Below are 26,681 nucleotides of genomic sequence, written 5' to 3' on the forward strand. Positions count from 1 at the left end.
CATAAGCTGGGTATCGTTAAGTGAATACATAGCTTAACGAGGCGAACCGGGAGAACTGAAACATCTAAGTACCCCGAGGAAAAGAAATCAACCGAGATTCCCTTAGTAGCGGCGAGCGAACGGGGATTAGCCCTTAAGTTTCTTGGAAGTTAGTGGAATGGTCCTGGAAAGGCCAGCGATACAGGGTGATAGCCCCGTACATGAAAACGACCTTGAAGTGAAATCGAGTAGGGCGGGACACGTGACATCCTGTCTGAATATGGGGGGACCATCCTCCAAGGCTAAATACTCCTGACTGACCGATAGTGAACCAGTACCGTGAGGGAAAGGCGAAAAGAACCCCTGTGAGGGGAGTGAAATAGAACCTGAAACCGTGTACGTACAAGCAGTGGGAGCCCTTCGGGGTGACTGCGTACCTTTTGTATAATGGGTCAGCGACTTACATTTTGTAGCGAGGTTAACCGTATAGGGGAGCCGTAGGGAAACCGAGTCTTAACTGGGCGTCTAGTTGCAAGGTGTAGACCCGAAACCGGGTGATCTAGCCATGGGCAGGTTGAAGGTTGAGTAACATCAACTGGAGGACCGAACCCACTAACGTTGCAAAGTTAGGGGATGACCTGTGGCTGGGGGTGAAAGGCCAATCAAACTCGGAGATAGCTGGTTCTCCCCGAAAGCTATTTAGGTAGCGCCTCGGACGAATACTACTGGGGGTAGAGCACTGTTTGGACTAGGGGGTCATCCCGACTTACCAACTCCATGCAAACTCCGAATACCAGTAAGTAATATCCGGGAGACACACGGCGGGTGCTAACGTCCGTCGTGAAGAGGGAAACAACCCAGACCGCCAGCTAAGGTCCCAAAGTTCTGGTTAAGTGGGAAACGATGTGGGAAGGCTCAGACAGCTAGGATGTTGGCTTAGAAGCAGCCATCATTTAAAGAAAGCGTAATAGCTCACTAGTCGAGTCGGCCTGCGCGGAAGATGTAACGGGGCTCAAACCAGGCACCGAAGCTGCGGATTCACACTTATGTGTGAGTGGTAGGGGAGCGTTCTGTAAGTCTGCGAAGGTGTATCGAGAGGTATGCTGGAGATATCAGAAGTGCGAATGCTGACGTAAGTAACGATAAAGGGGGTGAAAAACCTCCTCGCCGGAAGACCAAGGGTTCCTGTCCAACGTTAATCGGGGCAGGGTGAGTCGACCCCTAAGGTGAGGCCGAAAGGCGTAATCGATGGGAAGCAGGTTAATATTCCTGCACGACTTGTAATTGCGATGGGGGGACGGAGAAGGCTAGGTGGGCCAGGCGACGGTTGTCCTGGTGAAAGTGCGTAGGCGGTATTTCTAGGCAAATCCGGAGATACAACGCTGAGACACGAGACGAACGCACTACGGTGCGGAAGCCATTGATGCCATGCTTCCAGGAAAAGCCTCTAAGCTTCAGATTACAAGTCATCGTACCCCAAACCGACACAGGTGGTCGGGTAGAGAATACCAAGGCGCTTGAGAGAACTCGGGTGAAGGAACTAGGCAAAATAGAACCGTAACTTCGGGAGAAGGTTCGCTCTTGACAGTGAAGTCCCTTGCGGATGGAGCAGTTGGGAGTCGCAGTGACCAGATGGCTGGGACTGTTTATCAAAAACACAGCACTCTGCAAACACGAAAGTGGACGTATAGGGTGTGACACCTGCCCGGTGCCGGAAGGTTAATTGATGGGGTTAGCGCAAGCGAAGCTCTTGATCGAAGCCCCGGTAAACGGCGGCCGTAACTATAACGGTCCTAAGGTAGCGAAATTCCTTGTCGGGTAAGTTCCGACCTGCACGAATGGTGTAACCATGGCCATGCTGTCTCCACCCGAGACTCAGTGAAATCGAATTCGCCGTGAAGATGCGGTGTACCCGCGGCTAGACGGAAAGACCCCGTGAACCTTTACTACAGCTTGGCACTGAACATTGAACCTACATGTGTAGGATAGGTGGGAGGCTTTGAAGGCGTGACGCCAGTTGCGCTGGAGCCGTCCTTGAAATACCACCCTTGTATGTTTGATGTTCTAACGCAGGGCCCTGAATCGGGCTCGCGGACAGTGCCTGGTGGGTAGTTTGACTGGGGCGGTCTCCTCCCAAAGAGTAACGGAGGAGCACGAAGGTTGGCTAATCCTGGTCGGACATCAGGAGGTTAGTGCAATGGCATAAGCCAGCTTAACTGCGAGACGGACAGGTCGAGCAGGTACGAAAGTAGGTCATAGTGATCCGGTGGTTCTGAATGGAAGGGCCATCGCTCAACGGATAAAAGGTACTCCGGGGATAACAGGCTGATACCGCCCAAGAGTTCATATCGACGGCGGTGTTTGGCACCTCGATGTCGGCTCATCACATCCTGGGGCTGAAGTCGGTCCCAAGGGTATGGCTGTTCGCCATTTAAAGTGGTACGCGAGCTGGGTTCAGAACGTCGTGAGACAGTTCGGTCCCTATCTGCCGTGGGCGTTGGATGATTGAAGGGAGTTGCTCCTAGTACGAGAGGACCGGAGTGAACGAACCTCTGGTGTTCGGGTTGTCACGCCAGTGGCACTGCCCGGTAGCTAAGTTCGGAATCGATAACCGCTGAAAGCATCTAAGCGGGAAGCGAGCCCTGAGATGAGTCATCCCTGACCCCTTGAGGGTCCTAAAGGGCCGTTGGAGACCACAACGTTGATAGGTGGGGTGTGTAAGCGCGGCGACGTGTTGAGCTAACCCATACTAATTACCCGTGAGGCTTAACCATACAACACCCAAGAAGTGTTTCTGGCCTTGTAGCGAATGAACGAACTACTAATTCAGTGATAATGACCCAGTCGTTATTCACGTCAGCTTTCTAGATTAAGAATTTGCCTGGCGGCCATAGCGCCGTGGAACCACCTGATCCCATGCCGAACTCAGAAGTGAAACGCGGTAGCGCCGATGGTAGTGTGGCATTCGCCATGCGAGAGTAGGACACTGCCAGGCTTTAATTAAGCAACTACAGCGATGTAGTTGGTCGCGACACAACGTAAGGTTGTGTTGGACGGAAGATTTAGATAACGCACACAGTGTGTTCTTTACCGGTTAGTGTGCTGATATGGCTCAGTTGGTAGAGCGCATCCTTGGTAAGGATGAGGTCCCCAGTTCGACTCTGGGTATCAGCACCAGTATTAAGTAATAAAGCTTTTGCCTGACGGCAATAGCGCCGTGGAACCACCTGATCCCATGCCGAACTCAGAAGTGAAACGCGGTAGCGCCGATGGTAGTGTGGCATTCGCCATGCGAGAGTAGGACACTGTCAGGCACCTATTTAGAAGAGGCCTCCCATTCGGGAGGCCTTTTTGCATTTCTGCGTTCCAAAAATCCGCTCTGCTGCCGGCATTTTAGTAAAAACGCTGGGCTATCAAGGGATTGCCCGTTACTCTTTAGCCGTTACCGATTAACAAGTGATGCTGCCAGAGAGGTATTGATGGCTACGTTGAAGGAAATAGCACAGGAGGCGGGGGTTTCGCTCGCCACGGTATCCCGGGTACTGAACGAGGATCCCACCCTGAGCGTCAAGGAAGAGACCAGGCAGCGGATCTTCGAGATTGCCGAACGGCTGGAGTACAAGACCAGCAGCGCCCGCAAGGGGGTTCACAAGAGCAAACTGCACTTTCTGGTGGTCTACTCCTACCCGCAGAGTACCGAGGTCAATGATCCCTACTATCTTGCCATCCGTTATGGCATCGAGACCCAGAGTGCCCGCCTCAATATCGAACTGACCCACCTCTACAACTGTGGCGAAGGACGCGAGCTGACCGCGGTGGATGGTATCCTGGTGGTGGGGAGCCTCTCTGCCGAGCGTCTGGCGCAGCTGCGAACCTGCTCCAACATGCTGGTCTTTGTCGATTCCCGCGCCATGGAGGAGTTTGACTCGGTCGATGTGGATCTCGCCCTGATCAGCCAGCAAGTGGTTGATTACTTTATTGCACAGGGGCACCAGCGCATCGGCTATATCGGTGGGCAGGATGAGAACCCGGATCTGCGTGAGCTGGCCTTTATGGATTATGGCCAGCGGTTGGGGGTCGTGCAGGAGAGCGATCTCTATCGCGGTGACTTCTCCAGTGCCTCCGGCTACCGCTTGGCCAAAGAGATGCTGGCGGGAGATTGGCCCAAGGCGCTGTTCGTCGCCTCCGACTCCATTGCTATCGGGGTGCTGCGTGCCATTCACGAGAAGGGATTGGCGATTCCCCAGCAGATCGAGCTGATCAGCGTCAATGATATCCCGACCGCCAAGTTTACCTTCCCGCCGCTCTCCACGGTGCGGATCCACTCCGAGTTGATGGGCTCCCAGGGGGTCAATCTGCTGGTCGAACGGCTGCGTGACGAGCGTGACATTCCCCTCCGGGTACTGGTGCCGAGTCATCTGACTCTGCGTGGCACAACTCGTTAGTTTTACTAAAATCCTGCGTTATCTTGGCTACATCATGGTATTCATGATGTAGCCAACCCCGCCTACATTCCCCACATCTATCAAATAAACCCCTTTATAATCAGTGAATTACCATCAGAACATAGTTAAATATATCAATAACCGTGCCATATCTGTTCTTGTCTGTGCGCTTTAAGCCAGTAATCTGAGATAGCTCACAAAGTGGGTCACCGGATGTGATCTGGTTAAAAGTTTACCAATCATTCGCTGATATTTAGTAAATGTTTATCTAGAGTTTACCCAGTCAAAGTTGCCTTGTTCCGGGAGGACATGTGAATAACTGGGAAAACGTTCAATTCGTTGGTGAAAACAGGCTGGCTCCGCGCGCCTACTTCTTCTCTTATGCCGACCACGCGCTGGCGGCCACTATGCAGCGCGAGCTGAGCCGCCGCTTTCTCTCCTTGAGCGGCCAGTGGCAGTTCCACTACTTTGCGCACCCCCTGCAGGTGCCTGAGGCCTTCTATCACAGCCCCATGAGCGAGTGGGGCCAGATCACCGTGCCCAACATGTGGCAGATGGAAGGGCATGGCAATCTGCAGTACACCGACGAAGGTTTTCCCTTCCCCATCGACGTGCCCTTCGTGCCGACCAACAACCCCACCGGCGCCTATCAGCGCAGCTTCACGCTGAGCCCGGCCTGGGACGGTGAGCAGGTGATCATCAAGTTTGACGGGGTGGAGACCTACTTCGAGGTCTATGTGAACGGCCACTACGTCGGTTTCAGCAAGGGCAGCCGCCTCACCGCCGAGTTCGATATCAGCGCCTACGCCAATATCGGCGAGAACCTGCTGTCGGTGCGGGTGATGCAGTGGGCCGACTCCACCTATATCGAAGATCAGGACATGTGGTGGATGGCGGGGATCTTCCGCGACGTCTATCTGGTAGGCAAACCGGCCGCCCATGTGCAGGACTTTTTCATTCGCACCGCGCTGGCCGATGACAATCAGATTGCCGGCCAGAGCGCTACCCTGAGCTGCGATATCCAACTGGAGAATCTGGGGGCGGCTGCCCGTGATCACCGTCTGGTCTGGTCGCTGCTGGATCAGGGCAGCGAGATCGCCAGCGGTTCGCTCAACCATCTCGCCATCGACGGCAAGTGTGATTGCCGCTTCACGCTGGATCTGGCCAACCCTCACCTGTGGAGCGCCGAAGACCCTTACCTCTATCAGCTGCAACTCTCCCTCTACAACGGTCAGGGCGAGCTGCTGGAAGTGATCCCGCAGCGGGTCGGGGTGCGTGAGATCAAGGTTAAGGATGGCCTCTTCTACGTCAACGGCCACTATCTCAAGCTGCACGGGGTGAACCGCCACGACAACGATCACCTCAAGAGCCGTGCGGTCGGCATGGATCGGGTGGAGCGCGATATCGTGCTGATGAAGCAGCACAACCTCAACTCGGTGCGCACCGCCCACTACCCGAATGACCCGCGCTTCTACGAGCTGTGCGACCAGTACGGTCTGTTCGTGATGGCGGAGACCGACGTGGAGACCCACGGTTTTGCCAACGTCGGCGATCTCAGTCGCATCACCGATGACACCTTCTGGGAACCGGTGTTCGTGGATCGCATCGAGCGCCACGTACACGCCCAGAAGAACCACCCCTCCATCATCATCTGGTCGCTGGGCAACGAGTCCGGCTACGGCTGCAACATCCGAGCCATGTACCAGCGCTGCAAGGCGATCGACCCGACCCGACTGGTGCACTACGAAGAGGATCGCGATGCCGAGGTGGTGGATGTGGTCAGCACCATGTATTCGCGCGTCTCCCAGATGAATTGCTTCGGCGAGTTCCCGATGGAGAAGCCGCGCATTATCTGTGAATACGCCCACGCCATGGGCAACGGTCCGGGTGGCCTGAGCGAATACCAGCAGGTGTTCGACCGTCATCCCCACATTCAGGGTCACTACATCTGGGAGTGGTGCGATCACGGCATTCTGGATCAGGATGAGCAGGGGCGCCCCGTCTACAAATACGGCGGCGACTACGGCGACTACCCCAACAACTACAACTTCTGCATGGATGGCCTCATCTATCCGGATCAGACCCCGGGGCCGGGCCTGCGCGAATACAAGCAGGTGATCTGCCCGGTCAAGGTGCGGGCCTTGGATCTGGCGAGCGGTCGGCTTGAGCTGGAAAACCGCTACTGGTTCTCCAATCTCGACGACATCCGCCTGCTGGTCGAAGTGAAGGCCGAGGGCGAACTGCTGGCCAGCCAGCAAATCCGGCTGGAAGGGGTTGCCCCCGGTGCCACCACCGAACTGCAGCTTGAGCTCCCTTCTCTCGATGGGCGGGAAACCTTCGTCCAGCTGCGGGTCATCAAGGCCACCGCCACCCGTTACAGCGCGGCGGAGCACGAGTTGGGCCAGTACCAGTTCCAGCTGAAGGCATCGACTCGCCAGCTGCAGCCCTTTGCCAATCCCAACGCTACTGCGCTGCAGATTGCCGACGAGCGCCTCGACTTGACCTTGAGCGGCAGCGGCTTCGCTCTGCGCTTCTCGCGCCTCGACGGCAAGCTGGTGAGTTGGCAGCAGGATGGCAATGAGCTCATCGAGCGCTCGCCGCGCCTCACTTTCTTCAAGCCGATGATCGACAACCACAAGCAGGAGTACGAGAGCCTGTGGCACCCGAACCACCTGCAGATCATGCAGGAGCACTTCCGCGCTCTGAGCTGGCGCCAGCTGGGTGAGGCGGTCGAGGTAACGGTCGAGAGCCTGATCGCGCCGCCGGTGTTCGACTTCGGCATGCGCTGCCGCTACGTCTACACCCTGAGCCCGAACGGCCAGCTGCATGTGGCACTGTCCGGTCAGCCCTACGGCGGCTATGACGACATCATTCCCAAGATCGGCTTCGAGCTGGGTATTCGTCAGGATCTCGACCGGGTGCACTACTACGGCATGGGTCCGGGCGAGAACTATCAGGACAGCCGCCAGAGCAACTGGATCGACCGCTTCAACAGCACAGTGGGCGAGATGTGGGAGCACTACCCCTTCCCGCAGGACAACGGCAACCGCCAGCAGGTGCGCTGGGCGACCCTGACCAACCGTCACGGTGCAGGTCTCTACGTGCGACCCGATGCCCCCATCAACCTGAGCGTCTGGCCCTACAGCTGGGAGCATATCCACGGGGCGCAGCACATCAACGAGCTGCAGCCTAGCGGTTATCTCACCCTCAATCTGGATCACAAGGTGCTGGGGCTCGGCTCCAACTCCTGGGGCTCCGAGGTGCTGGACTCCTGGCGGGTGCGCTTCGAGCCGTTCAGCTTCGGCCTGACCCTGCTGCCCATCGCCCGCGGCAACCTCAATCCGGCTGCACTGGCCGGGCTCGATCTCACCATCAACGGCGGGAGGAACCTCGCATGATCACCCTGGACAACCTGACCCTGTTCAAAAACATCTACCGGGAGGGCAAGAAGTGGGGCCGCTGCGTGGAGGCCATCAACAACCTGCCGAATCTCAAGCCCGGCATCTGCCACTCCATCGGTGACTCTCTCACCTACCGCTTGCAGGAGGGGGCCAGCCCGGCCACCTCACTGTTCGAGGGGCAGCGTCGCTACTTCGACGTCCACTACTACCTGGAAGGGGCAGAGACGGTGGAGTGGGCTGCCAAGAACGAGCTGCGGGTCGAGCAGGCCTATGACGACACCACGGATCGCGAGTGGCTGGCCGGTGAGGTGCGCGAACGCCAGAAGGTCGGCAACGGTCAGGTGGTGATCTTCGAGAACGACGAGGCTTACCGGTTCACAGGCGACAGCCCGGTACGCAAGGTGATCATCAAGGTCACCGTCGAAGGCGGCTACTTCAAGAACAAATAACACGCCGCTGGTTCTGCACTGATAAAAGCCGGAAGGGCGGGGCTCACCCTACAACCCATGCCCCGTCCTTTCGCTGCAATAACTACAGGTCTGGAGATGCACCATGTCTGATTCCAAACGGAATACGATAGGCAAGTTTGGTCTGCTGTCGCTCACCTTTGCGGCGGTATTCAGCTTCAACAACGTCATCAACAACAACATCGAGATCGGTCTGGCCTCGGCCCCGATGTTCTTTCTGGCCACCATTTTTTACTTCATTCCGTTCTGCCTGATCATTGCGGAATTTGTGTCACTGAATAAAAACTCCGAAGCGGGGGTGTATGCCTGGGTGAAGAGCTCCCTCGGCGGGCGCTGGGCCTTTATCTCCGCCTACACCTACTGGTTCGTGAACCTGTTCTTCTTCACCTCGCTGCTGCCGCGGGTCATCGCCTACGCCTCCTATGCCTTTTTGGGCTACGAATACATTTTCACCCCGCTGGCCACCACGGGTCTGAGCATGGTGCTGTTTGCCTTTGCCACCTATGTCTCCACCAACGGCGCCAAGATGCTCGGCCCCATCACATCGGTGACCTCGTCCCTGATGTTGCTGCTGACTCTTTCCTACATTCTGCTGGCAGGTGTGGCGTTAGTCGGTGGTGTACAACCGGCCGACCCCATCACGGTAGAGGCCATGATCCCCGATTTCAGCTGGGCCTTCCTCGGCATCACCACCTGGATCTTTATGGCGGCCGGTGGCGCCGAGTCGGTCGCTGTCTACGTCAATGACGTGAAAGGGGGCTCCAAGTCGTTCGTGAAGGTGATCATCATCGCCGGGCTCTTTATCGGGGTGCTTTATTCCATCGCCTCCCTGCTGATCAACGTGTTCGTGCCGAGCGATACCCTGCATTTCACTGGCGGCTCGGTACAGGTGTTCGAGGGGTTGGCTGCCCATTTCGGTCTGCCCGCCGTGTTTATGAACCGCTTCGTGGGGCTGGTCTCCTTCACCGCCATGTTCGGTTCCCTGCTGATGTGGACCGCCACTCCGGTGAAGATCTTCTTCTCCGAGATCCCGGCTGGCATCTTCGGCAAGAAGACGGTCGAGCTGAACGAGAACGGCGTGCCCGCCCGTGCAGCCTGGATCCAGTACCTGATCGTATTTCCGCTGATGGTGATCCCGACCCTGGGCTCCAACACCGCGCAAGAGCTGATGAATACCGTCATCAACATGACCGCTGCCGCCTCCATGCTGCCGCCGCTGTTCATCATGCTGGCCTACCTCAATCTGCGCCTGAAGCTGGATCACTTGCCACGGGATTTCAAGATGGGCTCGCGCACCACCGGTATCGCCGTGGTCTCGGTGCTGATCGCCATCTTCTCGGTGGGCTTCCTCGCCTCCACCTTCCCGACCGGCGCCGACATCATGACCATCATCTTCTACAACGTCGGCGGGATCGTGATCTTCCTTGGCTTCGCCTGGTGGAAGTACAACCGCTACGAAGCCTCCCTGAGTGCTGACGCGCGAGTAAAAGAGGCCATGCCGACCAGCCAGATTTCTGTCCGGGCATCCTGACGATAACCCTGACCAAACCGGCCCCCGTGGCCAAGAGAGATCAACCGGGTGGCTGCGGCCACCCGTTACCCGTTGCACCATTGAGCACAAGAACCGAACACAAGGAGAAAGGAATGAGCGAGACGATCGAGTTTGCCGAATTCAAACGGGTCGAGATGAAGGTGGGCAAGGTGCTGGAGGTGGTGCGCCACCCCGGGGCCGACAAACTCTATATCGTCCAGATCGACGTGGGCGGCGAGCGGCCGTTGCAGACCGTCACCAGTCTGGTGCCCTACTACAGCGAAGAGGAGTTGCTGGGCAGCGAGGTGGTGGTGCTGACCAACCTCAAGCCGACCAAGATGCGCGGCGAGCGATCCGAGTGCATGTTGCTCTGCGCCGAGACTCTGGACGAGAGCCAGAGCGTACTGCTGCAGCCGCGGGTGCCGATGGCGCCGGGCACCCCGATCGTCTGATCCACGGATTGAACACAGGTGCAGCAGGGCTGCGCCTGTGTGTGCGAAGAGCCGCCACGAGCGGCCAGTTTGACCATAACAAGAGAGTAAACGGCGCGGCCAGCTGGTAGGCGCCGAACACATTCAGAGTCAAAGCGCCCCCGTGTGAAGGGGCGTGAATCCACCGGAGGACATCATGTCTGAATCAGTACGCGGCACCATCGGCAAGTTTGCCCTGTTGTCGATGACCTTTGCCGCCGTGTTCAACGTGCGCAACATCGTCAACAACAACATCGAGCTGGGGCTCAGTTCTGCCCCCATCTTCCTCTTGGCTACGCTCGTCTATTTTGTGCCGTTCGTCTTCATCATTGCCGAGTTTGTCTCGGCCAACAAAGATTCCGAGTCGGGGATGTACGACTGGCTGAAAAAACCGCTCGGTACCCGGATGGCCTATCTGGGCTCCTTCCTCTACTGGTTCGTTAACCTGTTCTGGTTTATCTCGTTGCTGCCCAACGTCATCGCCTACGCCTCTTACGCCATGCTGGGCTATGAGTACAGCTTCTCTCCCATGGTGACGTCGATCATCTCCATCGTGCTGTTTGCGGCGGCGACCCATATCTCCACCAAGGGGGCGACCTGGCTCGGCAAGATTGCCGAGCTGGTGGCCTACGGCGTGTTTGCCCTGTTCGCCATCTATGTGTTGGGTGCCCTGACTGCGCTCGGCGGTGACCATGTGGCGGCTCAACCCATCACCATGGCAGCCATGACCCCCACCATCAACTGGGCGACCCTTGGCATCATGTGCTGGATCTTCCAGGCGGCGGGCGGTGCTGAAACCGCGGCGGCCTATCTCAATGACGTGAAGGGCGGCCAGAAGTCCTTTATCAAGGTGATTATCTCTGCCGGTATTCTCATCGGTGCCATGTATGCGCTGGGTTCCCTGCTGGTGAACGTGTTCGTGCCGCGTGAAAGCCTCACCTATGCCGGTGGCATGGTGGAGATCTTCACCGGCATGGCCCAGTACTTCGGTCTTTCCGAGACGTTGGTGGGCCGCGCGGTCGGTATCGTGCTGTTCATCGCCATGTTCGGCTCCATGATGATGTGGACCTCGGCGCCGGTGAAAATCCACTTCTCCGAGATCCCGCAGGGTGTCTATGGCGACAAGACCACCCGCCTCAACAAGCACGGGGTGCCGGTGCGCGCCGCCTGGTGGCAGTTTGTGTTCGTGTTCGTGATGCTGGTGGTCAACGGTTTTGGCTCCGAGTCGGTGCAGCAGATGATGAACACCGCCATCAACCTCACCGCCGGTACCGCCATGTTGCCGCCGATCTTCATCATGGTGGCCTACTTCGTGTTCCGCTGGAAACATGACGATACCCCCCGCGACTTCCGTATGGGCTCGCGCAAGTTCGGCATGGCGGTGGTGTCGGTGCTGATCGCCATCTTCGTGGTGAGCATGAGCGCCTCCGCCTTCCCGAGCGGGGTGGATCTGGTGCGCGCCTTCTTCATCAACGTCTTTATGACCGCGGTGTTCTCGGCGCTGGCCTACTGGTGGATCTCCCGCTTCGAGAAGCGTCAGGCCCGCAAGCTCGGCGGCAATGACAAGAAAAGCGGCAACGGCAAGCTGGCCAGTCAGAGCTAATCGGCGGAGCGAAAAAACGAGACGGGCGGCCTGGGTCGCCCGTTTTTTTATCCCCATTTCGCCGGTTTGGCGTTATTGGGCCTGCGGATCGTCAACTTCCGCTATTCGATAAAGCAAAGGCGTTAAGCATTGATTAACAATTAACCGCCGTGCAACGCCACTCAACGTTGCGCCTCTTCGATATCGGGGTAAGCTGGAGGTTCGTTTCAACGGGAGGTGCCAGACACCTCCTGTTGTGTTTCTTGTCCTCCCCGCTCCTGACCTTCCGCCACGAAGGCAGGATGCCCGCTGATGGAGACCCCCTGTGCGTCTGGATCCCTTTACTGTTGTGCTGATTGCTGTGGTCACCCTGGCCTCCCTCTTTCCCTGCGAGGGGCAGGTGGCCGTCAGGTTTGGTTTGCTGACCAAGCTGGCGGTGGCACTGCTTTTCTTCATGCATGGCGCCAAGCTGTCGCGCCAGAACCTGCTGGCGGGCCTCGGCCACTGGCGGCTCCATCTGGTGGTGATGCTCAGCACCTTCGTTCTATTCCCGCTGCTCGGGCTGCTGCTCACCCCGCTGGTGCCGAGCTGGCTGAGCCCGGCTATCTACCTCGGCTTCCTCTACCTCTGCGCTTTGCCTGCCACTGTGCAGTCGGCCATCGCCTTTACTTCGATGGCGGGAGGCAATGTGTCGGCGGCGGTGTGCAGTGCCTCGGCATCCAGCATCCTCGGTATCTTCCTCTCGCCGGTGCTGGTGGGGATGATGATCCACGTGCAGGGGGAGGGGATCGACACCTGGCACTCCATTCAGGCGATCATGGTGCAGCTGATGCTGCCGTTCGTGCTGGGCCATCTGTCGCGCCCGATCATCGGTCGTTGGGTCGACAGCCACCGTCCGCTGATCGGCAAGCTGGATCAGAGCTCCATCCTGCTGGTGGTCTATGTGGCTTTTAGCGAGGCGGTGGTGCAGGGGATTTGGCGTCAAGTAAGTTGGTACGATCTGGCCAGTATCGTGCTGTTGAGCTGCGTCTTGCTGGCGCTGGTGCTCTGTTGGAACGTCTGGATCAGCCGTCGCCTCGGGTTCAATAAGGCGGACGAGATCACCATCGTCTTCTGCGGCTCCAAGAAGAGCCTCGCCAACGGGGTGCCGATGGCCAACGTCATGTTCCCCGCCGCCAGCGTCGGGGTGATGGTGCTGCCGCTGATGATCTTCCACCAGATCCAGCTGATGGTCTGCGCCGTGCTGGCCCGCCGTTACCATGAGCAGGGGCATTGATATTCGTGCCGTTTTTACTGCCATAACAAGAGGGAGGCCGGTGGGCCTCCCTCTTCTCATCTGCATGCCGACCGGCGTGCTAGCGTTTGCGCCAGACGGTCAGCTGCGCCACCGTGTGCTGGTATTTGCGGGCGGTCTCGCGGATGACGAAAGGTACATCCCGCGGCGGGCAGTGCTCCTCGAACTCCGCCGCCAGCAGCCGTTGCAGCGCCTGATAGGTGGTGAGCGCTTCGCCGTTTTCACGAATGCCGCCGAGCCAGTTGGCGGGCGGGGTATATTCCGCCAGCCAGGTGTAGGGGCTGGTGAGCACCAGCAGGCCGCCGCTGCGCAGTCGCGGGGCAATATCGCGCAAGAAGCGGGCAGGTTCGCGTAGCCGGTCGATCAGGTTGGCGGCGAGCACCAGATCGTAGTGGTCGTACTTGGGCTTGAGGTTGCAGGCATCCCCCTGACTGAAGTGGATGCGTTCAATCTCGCTGGCACCCAGACCATGGCTCGACAGCCGCGCCTCGCAATACGCCACCAGTTCCCCCTCCTGCGGGATGGCATAGCGGAAGCTCTCCTGGCTGGCGAGGGCCTGCGCCACATCGATGAAGCGGGCCGAGTAGTCCACCCCGTCCACATGCTGGAAGTGGCGGGCCAGCTCGAAGCTGGCGCGGCCGGTGGCACAGCCGATATCCAGCGCCCGCTGGTGGTTGCTGCACAGATCGCCAGCAAGATCAGCAAGCGTTTTGGCGTAGTTGGCTACCCCGAAGTGGCTCGGGCCGTACTGGAAGTCGATGTACTGTGCGACCAGGGTGTCGGTTTCATAAGGATTCACGATAACGGGTTCCTGATAACGGGAGACCAGATAGCGGAAACCCGCATGCTGGAAGAAGTGACGCCGGAAGGCGTAACGGGATGATTTGAGCGCCTCGTTGCCGGTGCTGATCCAGCTGCCGCCCTTGATGAGGGTGTGCTTGCCATCAAAGGTGGGGGTGGAGAAGTCATCGTAGAGCGGATGGATGCGAAAGCCGTCGAAGCCATCGATGGCGGAGCTGGTCCACTGCCAGACATTGCCCACCAGATCGAAGAACTCCCCTTGCGGGCAGGCATCTACCGCACAGGGGGAGGCAAAGCGAGCCAGATTGATATTGCCGGGAGCCTCCGTCCAGTTCGGTTGATCGCCCGTCAGTTGATTGCGCAGCAGGGCCCACTCCCCCTCGCTCGGCAGCTGGATGGGCAGTCCGCTCTGGGCCGCTTTCCAGCGGCAGAAGGCGGCCGCTTCCAGCTGATTGACCTCGACCGGCCAGTCCCAGGGCATGCTCACCTGTTCGGTCATCAGCCGCAGTTGCAGTTGCGCTGGTTCGGTGGGGTCACCGACCCAGAAGGTGGGCATCTGCGCCTTGGCATACTGGCGCCAGCTCCACCCCTCCTCATCCCACCACTGTTGCTGGCCATAGCCACCCGCCTGCACGAAGGCGAGGTACTCGGCATTGCTCACCAGCATGCGGCTGGCCTGAAACGGGGCCAGCTCGATGTGGCGCTCGCCATATTCGTTGTCCCAACCGTAGGTGGCGTCCTGCTTGCCAAGGCGCACCTTGCCGCCAGCCACCGGCAGCAGGCTGTTGGCGGGCACCTGATCAATCCGGTGGCGGGCTTCGGTACAGGCGGGCCAATAAGGCTGCTGCCGCACCCAGGCCAGCGGCAACTGGCGGATCAGTACGCTGGAGGTCTCGAGGTGGATGCGCTCGTGCTCTATTCCCATCAGGATCACCCAGGCCGGGCTCTGCCAGTCGATGGGCAGGGTGATTGGCATCTGCCGGATGAAGTCGCAAACCAGCGCACGGACTTTGGCCCGATAGCTGCGCAGCTCGGTGACCTTGGGCCAGTCGTAGTGGGTCTCGTCCAGATCGTCCCAGCTCATCTCGTCTACACCGATGGCGACCATGGCCTCGATGCGGGCATTTAGCCGTTGGTCGATCAGGCGGGCTGCCAGCAGCTTGTTGATGAAGAAGGCGGCGGTGTGACCGTAGTAAAAGATCAGCGGGTGGCGCAGCGGGATCGCCTTGGTGAACCAGGCACGTTCGTCAGCCAGGCAGTCAAACAGCGAATCGTAGAGATCGAAGGTCTGGCAGAAGTAGCTGAGCAACTCGCGCCGTTTCTGCTCGGGATCGCTGCCGGTCAGCAGCGGGGTGCGGGTCGATGCAGGCAGACCGATGGCAGTGGCATGGTGAGGGCTTGCTTGTGTCACGCTCTGATTCCTTTTGGCAGTGAGGACTGACAAGACAGTGGTAAGACATTACCGCTATGGAGAGCTTGGTACGCACGAGGCACCACTATTGGCTCAACAGACCGGTACGGCAATCAAAAAATTACACGGATTGTCAGCATAGTGAGCCGCAGGACGACCCGCCAACCCGGCATGCGGAGAGGGGTGAGTAAAGTGGCGAGATGAGTCGAGTTGGCTGCTGAACCGCCCCGTTCATCATATCTGGCAAGCAAACAGGCCCGTGACGGGCCTGGGTTGATCAGAGGTGGCGGGCGTGAAAGCGCAGGTGCGCCTCGATAAAGCTCGCCACGAAGTAGTAGCTGTGGTCATAGCCCTCGTGGCGGTTAAGCTCCAGCGGCCACCCCTTGCTGGCGGCCGCTTCTGTCAGCGCATCGATGTGCAGTTGCTCGGCAAGGAAGGGATCATCCAGCCCCACATCCACCAGGGTGGGCAGCGGCGTGACCGGCTGGTGGCGCAGCAGCTGGCAGGCATCCCACTCCTGCCACAGCAAGGGATTGCTGCCGAGATACGCCCCGAGTGCCTTCTGGCCCCAGGGGCTGCGGCTTGGATGGCAGATCGGGCTGAACGCCGAGACCGAACGATAGCGACCGGGCTCCCGCAACGCGGCGATCAGCGCACCGTGCCCCCCCATGGAGTGGCCACTGATGGCGCGTCGGGTCGAGACCGGGAAGTGGGTCTCTATCACATCGGGCAGCTCGCGGGTGACGTAGTCATACATCTGGTAGTGCGCTTGCCAGGGGCTCTGGCTGGCATTGACGTAAAAGCCTGCTCCCATGCCGAGGTCATAACCAGGGTCGTCCGCTACGCCGTCGCCGCGGGGGCTGGTGTCCGGCGCTACCAGTGCTATGCCCAGCTCGGCGGCGATACGCTGGGCCCCCGCCTTCTGCATGAAGTTCTCATCGGTGCAGGTGAGGCCGCTGAGCCAGTAGAGCACGGGCACCTTCTGGCCGGTGAAAGCCTGAGGCGGTAGATAGATGGCGAAGCGCATCTCGCAACCCAGCACCTCGGAGACGTGGCTATAGCGCTTGTGCCAGCCGCCGAAGCTCTTGTTGCCGCTGATAATCTCCAGATTCATCGAAGGACTCCTGCACCCCGCCCACAATGGCGGGCGGGGTGATCATGCTCAGTAGTGGATGACGGTGCGGATGCTCTTGCCTTCGTGCATCAGATCGAACGCCTCGTTGATCTGTTCCAGCGGCATGGTGTGGGTGATGAAGTCATCGAGGCGGAACTCCCCCTGCATATAGCGCTGCACATAGCTCGGCAGCTCGCTGCGACCGCGTACCCCGCCGAAGGCGCTGCCACGCCAGACACGGCCGGTCACCAGCTGGAACGGACGGGTGCTGATCTCCTGACCGGCTCCGGCGACGCCGATAATGATCGACTCGCCCCAACCCTTGTGGCAGCACTCCAGCGCCGCGCGCATCACCTTGACGTTGCCTATGCACTCTATGGAGAAGTCGACGCCGCCGTCGGTTAGCTCGACGATCACCTCCTGAATCGGTTTGTCGTAATCGTTCGGGTTGATGCAGTCGGTGGCGCCCAGCTTGCGGGCCAGTTCGAACTTGCTCTCGTTGATGTCGATGGCGATGATGCGACCGGCCTTGGCCAGACGGGCACCGATCACCGCCGAGAGGCCGATGCCGCCCAGACCGAAGATGGCGACGCTCTCACCTTCCTTCACCTTGGCGGTGTTCATCACGGCGCCGATACCGGTGGTGACGCCGCAGCCGAGCAGGCAGACCTCTTCCAGTGGGGCGGCCGGGTCCACCTTGGCGATGGAGATCTCCGGCAGTACCGTGTATTCGCTGAAGGTGGAGGTGCCCATGTAGTGATAGATGGGCTGGCCATCTTTCGAGAAGCGGGTGGTACCGTCCGGCATCAGCCCCTTGCCCTGGGTGGCGCGGATCTTCTGGCACAGGTTGGTCTTGCCGGATTTGCAGAATTTGCACTCGCCGCACTCGGGGGTGTAGAGCGGGATCACGTGATCGCCCACCTTGACGCTGGTGACGCCCTCGCCGACCGATTCGACAATGCCGCCCCCCTCGTGACCGAGAATGCAGGGGAAGACTCCTTCCGGATCCTCACCGGAGAGGGTGAAGGCATCGGTGTGGCAGACGCCGGTGGCGACGATGCGCACCCGCACCTCGCCTGCTTGCGGCGGCATGACGTCGACCTCTTCGATGGAGAGGGGCTGACCCGGGCCCCAGGCGATGGCGGCTTTACACTTGATGCTTTGAACCTGTGCCATGAATGACATCCTTCTTGTTGAGCAGGGTGAACAGAGATGAGTTCGGACATTCAGTGTAGTTTCCCGCCGATTTGGTGATAATGAGGGTAAATCTCAAATCACTTTTACACATAGGTAATAATGTTCGGCTGGGAAGGGATCTGTGAATTTGTCAGCGTGGCGGAGCAGGGGGGGTTTACCCCAGCGGCGCGCAAGCTGGGGGTGTCGGTGGCGCAAGTGAGCCGTCAGGTGGCACAGCTGGAGGATCGGCTGCAGGCCAAGCTGCTGCTGCGCACCACCCGTCAGGTGCGGCTCACCGAGCTTGGCGAGATCTACTATCGCCACTGCCGTCAGTTGCTCGATAACCTCTACGAGGCGGAGCTGGCGGTGGGGCGTCATCAGGCGGTGCCGCAAGGGTCGCTGCGCATCACGGCCCCCGTCTCCTACGGCGAGAGCCGCATCGCCCCACTGGTAAACGACTTCATGGTGCGTTTCCCCCAGCTGGAGGTAACCCTCAACCTCACCAACCAGCTGCTGGATTTGGTGCACGAAGGCTACGATCTGGCGCTGCGGCTCGGCCATCTCAAGGATTCGACGCTGGTGGCGCGCAAGCTGGCGCAGCGGGTGCCCTATGTCTGCGCCTCACCGGCTTACACCGCCCGTCACGGCATGCCCAACAGCCTCTCCGAGCTGACCCGTCACACCTGTCTGGTGGGCAACAGCGACGAGTGGCACTTCACTCTGGATGGTCGCCCCCACAGCGTGCGGGTGCGCGGCCTGTTGCAGTGCAACAGCGGCCACGCCCTGCTGGATGCGGCGCTCAAGGGGATCGGCATCATCCAGCTGCCGGACTACTACGTGAGCGACCATCTGGCCCGTGGCGAATTGATCGAGCTGTTGCCTGAGTTGCGGGCCCCGGCGGAGGGGATCTGGGCCCTCTATCCTCACAATCGCCACCTCTCCCCCAAGGTGCGGCTGCTGGTGGACTATCTGGCCGAGCGGCTGAGCGACCCTCACCAACCTGTGCTGGTGATGCCGATAGGCTAGGGCGCTCCTCGCCCGTTGACTCACCGGCGGCGGGCGACAGGTGCGATGGCTTGAAAATAAAAGAGCCCTTGAGGAATCAAGGGCTCTTTTGCAGGTAACAACCGGATAGTCAGCGACCCATCACTCGATGTTTTGAATTTGATTACATGATGGATTGTAAATAACTATAAAAATCATAGGCATGATGTGATTTTTATTATTTTTTTAGAAAAAACTACCCAAAGTACTACCCAGGCAATGGTGATAGCCCCTGTTTATGCTGAACCATCCCCACGCTGGCCAAGTAGAGGTGGGAAAAGTGGGAAACAGGGAAAACTGGGCCTGGATGTGAGGTGGTAATGGTTGGTGCTTATATTTTGTCTCTGGCCAGGATTCATTTCACTTGGTTGACTACCGAGTTAAACGCTGCGCTCTGGTGCTGAGTCCATCCAGAATCGAGTCCGCAATCTGGGCGGGAAATGTATCTGGTAACTGCTGACGGACGGCCGAGATCACTTCATCCAGACTACTTGCCATTTCGTTTAGGATCATTTCCATTTGCACCTTCTCAAATCCAACCGCTTTGGCAGTCTGATAGAAATGGCGAGGAAATATCTGCTCTATCGCATATTTCTTGCCCTTGGTCGCGGTCAGGCCCATGGCCAGCTTTGCATCGCGTGGGTGTAGACCTCGACCACCAAATGCGGGGTACATGGAGAGAATGTCGTAAAAAGGGGTCAGGCGAAAACGCCCTTCCGGTTCAATAAAGACCGAGAAATTCTTTGCATGGCCATCGGTTGCTGCCAGCAGCCAGAACAGTACCTGAGATTTCATGAACAGGTAGCGATCCTGTTCTGGTGTCGCAGAGCCCAGCAAGGTTTTCATGATGTCAGTGATCCCCGGTCCTCCATGGCTCTCGTACTTTCGTGCTGACGGAACATTCAATACCTGACAGAAATCCTCTTGAGGAAGCCGCATGATCCAACTGCGATCGGCAGCGTAACGTCTGTCAAAGCGTTCCACAGCCAGTGCTTTTACTTGGCCAACCTGCATCATGAAGCAGTGAGGTACGGGTAGACCAAACTCCTTGGCAATCAGAGTGCAGATATATTCGTTTTCTACGCTCTGGGAGAGGTCTATCGAGTAGGAGTGGCTTTCAATCTTGCCTATGGGGAGTTTGATAATGTGGGTTGTCGGTGTTGCGTTGAGTGGCAAGTACCAACTGCCATCGAGATAGAGCAGCGCAGTCTTTTCTTGCGCCCCGGCGATAGAGATCCGAAACTCCTCTTGCTCCCTGACCATACCCAAAGGGATTCCTGATTTGTAGCTGGTCAGGATCTGTTCCAGTTCGTCATCGGAAAGGGTCCTGTAGTCGATTCGCCTGACATCTGGAACATCGTCTCCTTCGGTAACCAGCTGTAATGCCCCTACGCTATCCTGGCCAATGCAACTGAGCAGATCGAAGGGCTGGGTTGATGCCGCTTGATAGCGTGCAACAACCCTGTTCCTCACCTCCGTATTATCTGGCAGCAGGTTATCGAAGAAGTTATAGGCTTCATCGCCCCGGTAGGCCTGATGGCGCAATGGCATGGAGAGTGAGATGGGACGGCAACCTGACTGTGCCAGCCAGGACTCATGGTACTGAAACTGATGGGCGCCGCTGGTAGTTTTGGTGAATGTGCCCACCCGATAGCCGTTCATGTAGACAGCCAGATTGGCCATTACCACTCCTCCTTCCAGCCTGACGCAGGGCTATCGGATGACTCATTGCGGGGTTTGATATCCAGTGACAATTCGAGTGCTGCGAGGATCTTGAACAGGGTCTCCAGCTTGGTGGACTCAGGGTTGAGCTCGAAGCTGGAGACAGTGTCTTGCCTAATTCCCACTTTCTCGGCCACTTTGCCTTGAGAGAGCTTTTGAGAAAGCCTGGCATCCTTGATACAGGCGCTGAACTGCTTGGCGCTGGTTACTTTCATGATTCGACTACCTGGTCGCGTGCGTTCTTTCAATTTACACGCTGTGGCAGGTATATCAATGTTTACCTGTTATAGGGGGTAAATATCATTTACACGCCATAGGCGGTATTTAACATTTATCCCTTATAGCGGGTAAGAGAACAGCAAACAGGTAGATGATGTCGAAGTTTCAATCAATATGGGCAGCCAACCTGTCGAGACCTTGCTCTGCAAACGTGAACAGCTGGTTGCTGTAGCCTTGAGCAATGACGCTACGGATGATCTCGGGGTCAATATTCAGATAGTCGTGCACCAGCGCATTGCGAAGGCCACTAATCTTGCGCCAGCCGATCAAGGTGTCGGGGGATAGCTCACCACGCTGGGCCAGGATTTCGAATGCCTGATAGGCATCCTGTGGGGTATGACTTGCCAGCGTTTTGGCCCAGTGTTTTGCCACTCCAATACACGCTTCGATAGAAACCTGCAGGATTCGCTCGGCGGCGCGGTACTCCAGATTGGAAAGCGCATGCTGCGCCAGAATAGCCAGGATCTCTGACAGTTCGGCCTGATGCGCAAAGCGCCGATATAGGCGTTATCGCTCATCTCTGCACCTCCTCCTGCAAGCGTCGTCCCTCATCATGGCTATAGAGAGGACGATTGGCATCGATTACCGCAAAAGCCAGCGGGATCGGGGCCTGATTGATATCGACGATCGAGAGTTTCCCTGCCGCCAGCCCCAGAGCTCGTTGCCACTCCAGCGCCAGCAGTTCGGGCCGCAACCGGTTTTCCAGTGCAGCACCCAGGGGGCCGCTCTGTTTGACCGGATCAAAGGCCACCGCCAGATCCTAGTCGTTGGCGAGGGCGATCAGCTGGTGAAGAACATCGCTGTCAGGTTTCATATTTGGTGCGGCCATTTGGTCGTTCGAGACAGAGTACTGGTTAGTATGGTGCCACATGGTTGGGCTTTTTTACGTAACTTCCAATGGGCTTCATCGAGCCAGCCAAAACAGGGGGGGAATCTGTCAGTCTATGGGGTGAGAATATCGCCGCTAATCAGGTGGCCAAGTTCACTATGCCACTACAGTCGAATTGGGTCATGTGCAAACCCTCCGATGCCAGAAAGGCTCTTGATGCTGGCTGAGGGTTATGGTGAATCAGGTAACGATATGGCGCCAACATGGCTTGGGTAATATTGACTGGAGAATTTACGCAACTTTGCTCACATTTTTGTTCAGATGCGATTGAAGTATTCCATAACTGTTTAGACAATACGCCCAAGTAACCCATTTTTATGATGGCGTGTTACTGCGAAAGCAGGCAAGACCAAAATAGAAATGCTCTCCCGTAAAGGGGAGCGTCTCTGTTTTGGTCTTTTTTTTTGCCTCAACACCGAGGAACACTATGAACTATAAAGAAACAGCAGACAAAATCCTCCACTCTGTGGGCGGTGCGGAGAATATCCGTATGCTCACCCATTGCGCGACCCGGTTGCGCATGGAGTTCAATAACCGCGCAAAGGTTAACGATGCGCAGATTGGCGCTATCCCCGGGGTGATCAGCGTGGTCGAGAAAGGCGGCCAGTTCCAGATCGTTATCGGTAATGAGGTGCAGCAGGTTTATCGCCTGCTCAATAAAGCGTTGCCGGAGAAGCAAGGTCTGGCAGGCAGTGACAAAAACGCTAAACCGACCGGCATCGTAGCGCACATTATCAGTGTTATTTCGACCACCTTCACCCCAGTGATCCCGGCGATTACCGGCGCGGGGATGATTAAAGCGCTGCTGGCCATTCTCAAGCTCGCGGGGCTGATAAGCGAAGCTAGCTCAACCTATCAACTGCTCAATATTATTGCTGATGCCGCCTTCTTCTTCCTGCCGGTACTGCTGGCCTATGGGGCATCGCTGAAGTTTGAATGTAACCCGATTTTGGCGATGACCCTTGCTGGTGTGCTGCTGCATCCGGGCATCGGCCAGATGTTAGCGGCCGGTAAAACGGTCGATTTTGTCGGTATCAACGTTCAGCTTTCCGACTACGCAGGGTCGGTTCTGCCAATCATTTTAACGGTGTGGCTAATGTCGTGGGTTGAGCGCTTTGCCGAAAAGGTTTCGCCATCGATTATTAAGTTTTTCGTCAAGCCGATGCTGATTCTGCTGATCACCGCGCCGCTGGCACTGGTGGTTGTTGGCCCTGCGGGCATTTTGCTTAACGATCTGGTCGCTGCGGGCGCGGCCGCCATTGACAGCTACGCCAGCTGGTTAATCCCGATGCTGATGGGCACTCTGCAGCCCTTCCTGATTATTACCGGCACAGCCTGGGCAATGACGCCGATTGCTACCGGTCAGCTGAGTAAAAGCGGTTACGAGATGATTAACGGACCGGGGATGCTGGCATCAAACGTGGCGATGGGCGCAGCGACGCTGTGTGTGGCGTTAAAAACCAAAAATAGCAACCTGCGCCAACTGGCTTCTTCTTCGGGCTTTACCGCTCTGTTGGGGATCACCGAACCGGCGTTGTACGGGGTGCTGCTCAAGTTCCGCCGTGTGATGATTGCCGCAATGGTCGGCGGCGGCTGCGCCGGGATGTACGCCGGGTTTAGCGGTCTGGTGCGCTACGCGTTTGTCTCGCCTGGTTTGGCTGGGCTGCCAGCGTTTATCGGTGAAAATCCGATGAACATCGTCCATGCGCTGGTGACCTGCGCGATTTCCATCGTGGTGACCTTTTCCCTGACCTGGTTTATCGCTTTTAAAGATATCCCTGATGATCAAGAAGAGGTTGGTGAGATTTCGCCACCAGTCGTCAGCCCGAAAAGCGAGGGCGAGATTGCTGTTTTAAGCCCGCTACGCGGCCAGGTGGTGGCGCTAAGCGAAGTGAATGATGACGTATTTTCCGGCGGTCTGCTGGGCGAGGGCTTGGCGATCCATCCGCAGGAAGGGGTACTGCGTGCGCCATTTAGCGGCACAGTGATGATGTTTCTGCCCTCCTGCCACGCAGTTGGCCTGCAGAGCGCCAGCGGTCTTGAGCTACTGATCCATATCGGTATCGATACCGTCAATCTTAACGGCCAGCACTTTAGCTCGGCGCTGAAGGTGGGTGATAAGGTGGAGGCCGGACAAGAGCTGATCCGCTTTGATATTCCCGCTATCGAGCAGGCCGGATACGACCTGATTACTCCGGTGATTGTGGTCAACGGCGATGAGCAACATTCTCTGCGCCTGACCGCCGCCGCTCAGGTTGATTACGGCGAGCCGCTGATGGTGCAATCTGCTAAGGAGGTGCAAGCATGATCTATCAACAGCAGGCCCGATTCCCAGACGGTTTTTTATGGGGCGCGTCCACCTCGGCCTATCAGGTTGAGGGTGCGTGGGATGAAGACGGTAAAGGACCTTCGGTGGTCGATATGCTCAGCCATCCACCGGGAACGGCGGACTTCCGCATCGCCAGCGACCACTATAATCGCGTGGAGGAGGACGTCGAGCTGATGGCGCAAATGGGGCTGAAGGCTTACCGCTTTTCGGTGGCCTGGTCGCGGGTGATCCCGGACGGCGACGGCCCGGTGAATCCGGGCGGGCTGGCCTTTTACCACCGACTGATCGACGCCCTGACACGTTACGGGATAACGCCAATCGTTACGCTGTACCACTTCGACCTGCCCTGGGCGCTGGAGCTAAAGGGCGGCTGGCGGAGCCGCAAAACCGGAGAGGCGTTCGTCCACTATGCCCGGCTGCTGTTCAGCGAGTTTGCCGATAAAGTCCCGCTATGGCTGACGATTAACGAGCAGAACACCATGATCCTGCATCCCGGGGCGATTGGCGTGCCCGCGGATCGCGAACTACCGGACAAGAAGTCGCTGTACCAGCAAAATCACCATATGATGCTGGCCCAGGCGCAGATCTTCGCCCTGTGCCACCGCGAGTTTCCTGGACTACGTATCGGCCCTGCGATAAATACCACCTCGATGTACGCCGAAAGCTGTAAACCGGAGGACGCTATCGCCGCGCATAACTGGGAAACGCTACGCTGCTGGAGCTTTTTGGATATTGCGGCGCATGGCCGCTATAACGCCCTTGCGTGGGCTTACATGCAGGATCGCGGCCTCGCGCCGGAAGTTCAGCCAGAGGATGCGCTGATTTTGCAGCAGGGACGGCCGGACTTTATCGCCATTAACTACTACTCGACCGCCACCATTGCTGCCAGCCGGGGTGACGGTGCGGATGTTGCGCCCCGCGCGGGCGACCAGCAAATTATGCTGGGCGAAGAGGGGGTTTATCGCCCGGCGGAAAACCCGTGGGTCGGCAAAACCCCCTATGGCTGGGTGGTCGACCCGGTGGGGCTGCGCCTGACGCTGCGTAAAGTGTGCGAGCGCTACGGTCTGCCGATTCTGATTAGCGAAAACGGCATGGGGGCGCCGGATAAGCTGGAGCATGACGGGACGGTAAATGACGATTACCGTATCGCCTTCTTGCAGGCGCACATTGAGCAAATGCGGCTGGCGATTGCCGACGGCGTCGAGCTGATTGGTTACTGCCCATGGGCGGCGATTGACGTGGTCAGCACGCATCAGGGATACGCCAAGCGCTACGGCTTTATTTATGTCGATCGCGGCGAGGATGACCTGAAGAGTCTGCAAAGGATCCGCAAACGCAGTTTCTGGTGGTATAAGGATTTCATCGCGCAAAACGGCAACCACGACGAGTCTCAGAGATGATTGTTCAGAAGGTGCTCAATAATAGTCTGGTACTCTCTATGGATGACGATAACAGGGAGGTTATCGTCATGGGGAAAGGCATTGGTTTCAGCAGCAGGCCCGGGGATGAGATTGCCCCGGAGAAGATTGAGAAGCTGTTCGTGATCCAGGCGCTTGGCGCGCACAGCGGCTATCTCGAAGCGCTCTCTGCTATTTCGGACGAGGTTATCGAAATGGCCGCGATGATTATTTCCCGCGCCAATATGCAGCTTGCCAGCAAGGTTCGCGAGCAGATTTTCTTTACCCTTGCTGACCACCTGACCTTTGCCATCGAACGCAGCCGCAAAGGTATCGCCATTCAAAACCGCCTGCTGCCGGAAGTCAGGCGCTTTTATCCGCAGCAGTTTCGCGTCGCCAGCGAGTCAGTGACGATTATTCGCCAGCAGTACGGTATTGAACTACCGGAAGAGGAAGCCGGAAATATCGCCTTTCATCTGGTAAACGGCCAGAGCGAGGGCGACAACGTGGCGCAGACCATGCAGTCGGTGAAAATGCTGAAGGATATTTTTAATATCGTGCAGTATCACTTTAAGCAGCAGATAGACACAGAATCGATTAACTACTCGCGTTTTCTGGTCCATATGCAGTTTTTCCTCCAGCGTTTACAGGAGGGGGAATTGGACGGGGCGCGGGACAGTTTTCTGCTGGTGCAGGTGATTAAGGAGTATCCGGATGCTTACCGCTGCGCGCTGCTGATCCGCGATTACGTCAAAGCCCAGCTCGATATCACCCTCGGCGGGAACGAGCTGCTGTGGCTAACCGTCCATCTGGTGAGGATTGCCGGTCTTGATGTGTAAGTGAATGATGGTGGTTAGATCCCTAATGCCCCAAAAAAGTAATTGATCTTTCGGAATTATTATTTAGATGGACGTCTGAATTTAATATTTTTGCTGGCTATCTAAACCATGCATCCCTAGCTAATCCACGTAGTCTATATACACCACCCAAAGACCATCAAAAAGAGATCTTTTGGTGGCGTAGGCGTTGTTGAAAAAACGCATATCTGCGCAGTTTCAATGATTAAAATCAGCAGAACTTTCTGTGCACCACCATAGCCGTGACACTGGAGTGCGGCTTCCAAGTGCGACGTTTAGGCCCGTGTCGCTTTTAGCCAGTGGAAAATTCTGTTATTCAACAACGCCGGTGGCGTAGTCCAACTAGAGTTTGTTTCTTCAGATCAACATGCTACCGAAAGGTCGTGTTTGGATGCCGTGCGATGGTTCCAAAAAGGTATACCCCATAAAAACCACCTAATACCCTCTCGAAAACCATATTGAAACCACTTATATTGAACCAATAATTCGGAAC

General features: G+C 57.5%; 18 protein-coding genes, 1 tRNA gene and 3 rRNA genes (1 of these 22 running past the window's edge). 15 read left to right on the plus strand and 7 right to left on the minus strand.

Features of this window, described 5'->3' with window-relative positions; genetic code table 11:
- The 11 genes from ACY8FN_RS04160 to ACY8FN_RS04210 form a co-directional block, all read left to right on the plus strand.
- Positions 1-2,753 (plus strand): 23S ribosomal RNA (locus ACY8FN_RS04160); it begins 137 nt to the left of the window's first position.
- A gap of 106 nt (positions 2,754-2,859) precedes the next feature.
- Positions 2,860-2,974: ribosomal RNA gene (gene rrf / locus ACY8FN_RS04165) — 5S ribosomal RNA — on the plus strand.
- Between the two features lie 106 nt (positions 2,975-3,080).
- Positions 3,081-3,156 (plus strand) — tRNA-Thr (locus ACY8FN_RS04170).
- A 22-nt stretch (positions 3,157-3,178) separates the two neighbouring features.
- Positions 3,179-3,293, plus strand: a 5S ribosomal RNA gene (gene rrf / locus ACY8FN_RS04175).
- A 165-nt stretch (positions 3,294-3,458) separates the two neighbouring features.
- Entirely contained in the window at positions 3,459-4,424 is a 966-nt protein-coding gene (ebgR, locus tag ACY8FN_RS04180) for a transcriptional regulator EbgR (RefSeq protein WP_463099301.1), read from the plus strand.
- A 311-nt stretch (positions 4,425-4,735) separates the two neighbouring features.
- Positions 4,736-7,822, plus strand: coding sequence for a beta-galactosidase subunit alpha (gene ebgA, locus ACY8FN_RS04185; protein WP_463099302.1), 3,087 nt, complete (start codon positions 4,736-4,738; stop codon positions 7,820-7,822).
- The gene (locus ACY8FN_RS04190) at positions 7,819-8,274 is read left to right on the plus strand and encodes a beta-galactosidase subunit beta (RefSeq protein ID WP_463099303.1); all 456 of its coding nucleotides are present in this window, start codon (positions 7,819-7,821) and stop codon (positions 8,272-8,274) included. The genes ebgA and ACY8FN_RS04190 overlap by 4 nt, the downstream gene beginning before the upstream one ends.
- A 103-nt stretch (positions 8,275-8,377) precedes the next feature.
- A complete protein-coding gene (locus ACY8FN_RS04195; RefSeq protein ID WP_463099304.1) occupies positions 8,378-9,823 on the plus strand; it encodes an amino acid permease in 1,446 nt (481 codons plus the stop codon).
- A gap of 113 nt (positions 9,824-9,936) precedes the next feature.
- Complete coding sequence (locus ACY8FN_RS04200; protein ID WP_463099305.1) at positions 9,937-10,275, plus strand: tRNA-binding protein; 339 nt, start codon at positions 9,937-9,939, stop codon at positions 10,273-10,275.
- A 175-nt stretch (positions 10,276-10,450) separates the two neighbouring features.
- On the plus strand, positions 10,451-11,896 hold the full coding sequence (locus ACY8FN_RS04205) for an amino acid permease (RefSeq protein ID WP_463099306.1): 1,446 nt from the start codon (positions 10,451-10,453) through the stop codon (positions 11,894-11,896).
- A gap of 304 nt (positions 11,897-12,200) precedes the next feature.
- The gene (locus tag ACY8FN_RS04210; protein ID WP_463099307.1) at positions 12,201-13,151 is read left to right on the plus strand and encodes a bile acid:sodium symporter family protein; all 951 of its coding nucleotides are present in this window, start codon (positions 12,201-12,203) and stop codon (positions 13,149-13,151) included.
- A 79-nt stretch (positions 13,152-13,230) separates the two neighbouring features.
- Here the strand turns inward: ACY8FN_RS04210 and ovoA are convergent, their stop codons facing one another.
- From ovoA to ACY8FN_RS04225, 3 genes are all read right to left on the minus strand, one after another.
- A complete protein-coding gene (ovoA, locus tag ACY8FN_RS04215) occupies positions 13,231-15,381 on the minus strand; it encodes a 5-histidylcysteine sulfoxide synthase (protein WP_463099308.1) in 2,151 nt (716 codons plus the stop codon).
- A 277-nt stretch (positions 15,382-15,658) separates the two neighbouring features.
- Positions 15,659-16,495, minus strand: a complete 837-nt coding sequence (gene fghA / locus ACY8FN_RS04220; RefSeq protein WP_463099309.1) for an S-formylglutathione hydrolase — start codon at positions 16,493-16,495, stop codon at positions 15,659-15,661.
- 48 nt (positions 16,496-16,543) lie between these two features.
- The gene (locus tag ACY8FN_RS04225; RefSeq protein WP_463099310.1) at positions 16,544-17,671 is read right to left on the minus strand and encodes an S-(hydroxymethyl)glutathione dehydrogenase/class III alcohol dehydrogenase; all 1,128 of its coding nucleotides are present in this window, start codon (positions 17,669-17,671) and stop codon (positions 16,544-16,546) included.
- Positions 17,672-17,791: 120 nt separating this feature from the next.
- Here ACY8FN_RS04225 and ACY8FN_RS04230 point away from each other — a divergent pair, with 120 nt between their 5' ends.
- Positions 17,792-18,697: a LysR substrate-binding domain-containing protein gene (locus tag ACY8FN_RS04230; RefSeq protein ID WP_463099311.1), complete on the plus strand. Its 906-nt coding sequence runs from the start codon at positions 17,792-17,794 to the stop codon at positions 18,695-18,697.
- A gap of 390 nt (positions 18,698-19,087) precedes the next feature.
- On the opposite strand, the gene ACY8FN_RS04235 is transcribed toward ACY8FN_RS04230, so the two are convergent.
- The 4 genes from ACY8FN_RS04235 to ACY8FN_RS04250 form a co-directional block, all read right to left on the minus strand.
- Positions 19,088-20,398: a type II toxin-antitoxin system HipA family toxin gene (locus tag ACY8FN_RS04235; protein WP_463099312.1), complete on the minus strand. Its 1,311-nt coding sequence runs from the start codon at positions 20,396-20,398 to the stop codon at positions 19,088-19,090.
- On the minus strand, positions 20,398-20,652 hold the full coding sequence (locus ACY8FN_RS04240; RefSeq protein WP_463099313.1) for a helix-turn-helix domain-containing protein: 255 nt from the start codon (positions 20,650-20,652) through the stop codon (positions 20,398-20,400). The genes ACY8FN_RS04235 and ACY8FN_RS04240 overlap by 1 nt, the downstream gene beginning before the upstream one ends.
- A 169-nt stretch (positions 20,653-20,821) precedes the next feature.
- Positions 20,822-21,190: a type VII toxin-antitoxin system HepT family RNase toxin gene (hepT, locus tag ACY8FN_RS04245; protein ID WP_463101129.1), complete on the minus strand. Its 369-nt coding sequence runs from the start codon at positions 21,188-21,190 to the stop codon at positions 20,822-20,824.
- A 40-nt stretch (positions 21,191-21,230) separates the two neighbouring features.
- Positions 21,231-21,467 (minus strand): nucleotidyltransferase domain-containing protein, encoded by a 237-nt coding sequence (locus ACY8FN_RS04250; protein WP_463099314.1) that lies wholly within the window; start codon positions 21,465-21,467, stop codon positions 21,231-21,233.
- A gap of 565 nt (positions 21,468-22,032) precedes the next feature.
- On the opposite strand from ACY8FN_RS04250, the gene ACY8FN_RS04255 reads away from it, so the two are divergent.
- Genes ACY8FN_RS04255 through licT form a run of 3 tightly spaced genes read left to right on the plus strand, consistent with a single transcriptional unit; the run spans position 22,033 to position 26,170 of the window.
- A complete protein-coding gene (locus ACY8FN_RS04255; RefSeq protein ID WP_463099315.1) occupies positions 22,033-23,913 on the plus strand; it encodes a beta-glucoside-specific PTS transporter subunit IIABC in 1,881 nt (626 codons plus the stop codon).
- Positions 23,910-25,334: a glycoside hydrolase family 1 protein gene (locus ACY8FN_RS04260; protein ID WP_463099316.1), complete on the plus strand. Its 1,425-nt coding sequence runs from the start codon at positions 23,910-23,912 to the stop codon at positions 25,332-25,334. The genes ACY8FN_RS04255 and ACY8FN_RS04260 overlap by 4 nt, the downstream gene beginning before the upstream one ends.
- On the plus strand, positions 25,331-26,170 hold the full coding sequence (licT, locus tag ACY8FN_RS04265; RefSeq protein WP_463099317.1) for a BglG family transcription antiterminator LicT: 840 nt from the start codon (positions 25,331-25,333) through the stop codon (positions 26,168-26,170). The genes ACY8FN_RS04260 and licT overlap by 4 nt, the downstream gene beginning before the upstream one ends.
- Positions 26,171-26,681 lie beyond the last annotated feature (511 nt).

This window comes from Aeromonas sp. 160P (assembly GCF_055193095.1).

What these genes read in the sequence shown, in the direction of transcription:
- fghA (WP_463099309.1), bottom strand. Translation starts at nt 16,495, where the DNA reads ATGAATCTGGAGATTATCAGCGGCAACAAGAGCTTCGGCGGCTGGCAC.
- ACY8FN_RS04260 (WP_463099316.1), top strand. Translation starts at nt 23,910, where the DNA reads ATGATCTATCAACAGCAGGCCCGATTCCCAGACGGTTTTTTATGGGGC.
- ACY8FN_RS04225 (WP_463099310.1), bottom strand. Translation starts at nt 17,671, where the DNA reads ATGGCACAGGTTCAAAGCATCAAGTGTAAAGCCGCCATCGCCTGGGGC.
- ACY8FN_RS04230 (WP_463099311.1), top strand. Translation starts at nt 17,792, where the DNA reads ATGTTCGGCTGGGAAGGGATCTGTGAATTTGTCAGCGTGGCGGAGCAG.
- ACY8FN_RS04205 (WP_463099306.1), top strand. Translation starts at nt 10,451, where the DNA reads ATGTCTGAATCAGTACGCGGCACCATCGGCAAGTTTGCCCTGTTGTCG.
- licT (WP_463099317.1), top strand. Translation starts at nt 25,331, where the DNA reads ATGATTGTTCAGAAGGTGCTCAATAATAGTCTGGTACTCTCTATGGAT.
- ACY8FN_RS04240 (WP_463099313.1), bottom strand. Translation starts at nt 20,652, where the DNA reads ATGAAAGTAACCAGCGCCAAGCAGTTCAGCGCCTGTATCAAGGATGCC.
- ACY8FN_RS04235 (WP_463099312.1), bottom strand. Translation starts at nt 20,398, where the DNA reads ATGGCCAATCTGGCTGTCTACATGAACGGCTATCGGGTGGGCACATTC.
- ebgR (WP_463099301.1), top strand. Translation starts at nt 3,459, where the DNA reads ATGGCTACGTTGAAGGAAATAGCACAGGAGGCGGGGGTTTCGCTCGCC.
- ACY8FN_RS04195 (WP_463099304.1), top strand. Translation starts at nt 8,378, where the DNA reads ATGTCTGATTCCAAACGGAATACGATAGGCAAGTTTGGTCTGCTGTCG.
- ACY8FN_RS04255 (WP_463099315.1), top strand. Translation starts at nt 22,033, where the DNA reads ATGAACTATAAAGAAACAGCAGACAAAATCCTCCACTCTGTGGGCGGT.
- ACY8FN_RS04190 (WP_463099303.1), top strand. Translation starts at nt 7,819, where the DNA reads ATGATCACCCTGGACAACCTGACCCTGTTCAAAAACATCTACCGGGAG.
- ACY8FN_RS04200 (WP_463099305.1), top strand. Translation starts at nt 9,937, where the DNA reads ATGAGCGAGACGATCGAGTTTGCCGAATTCAAACGGGTCGAGATGAAG.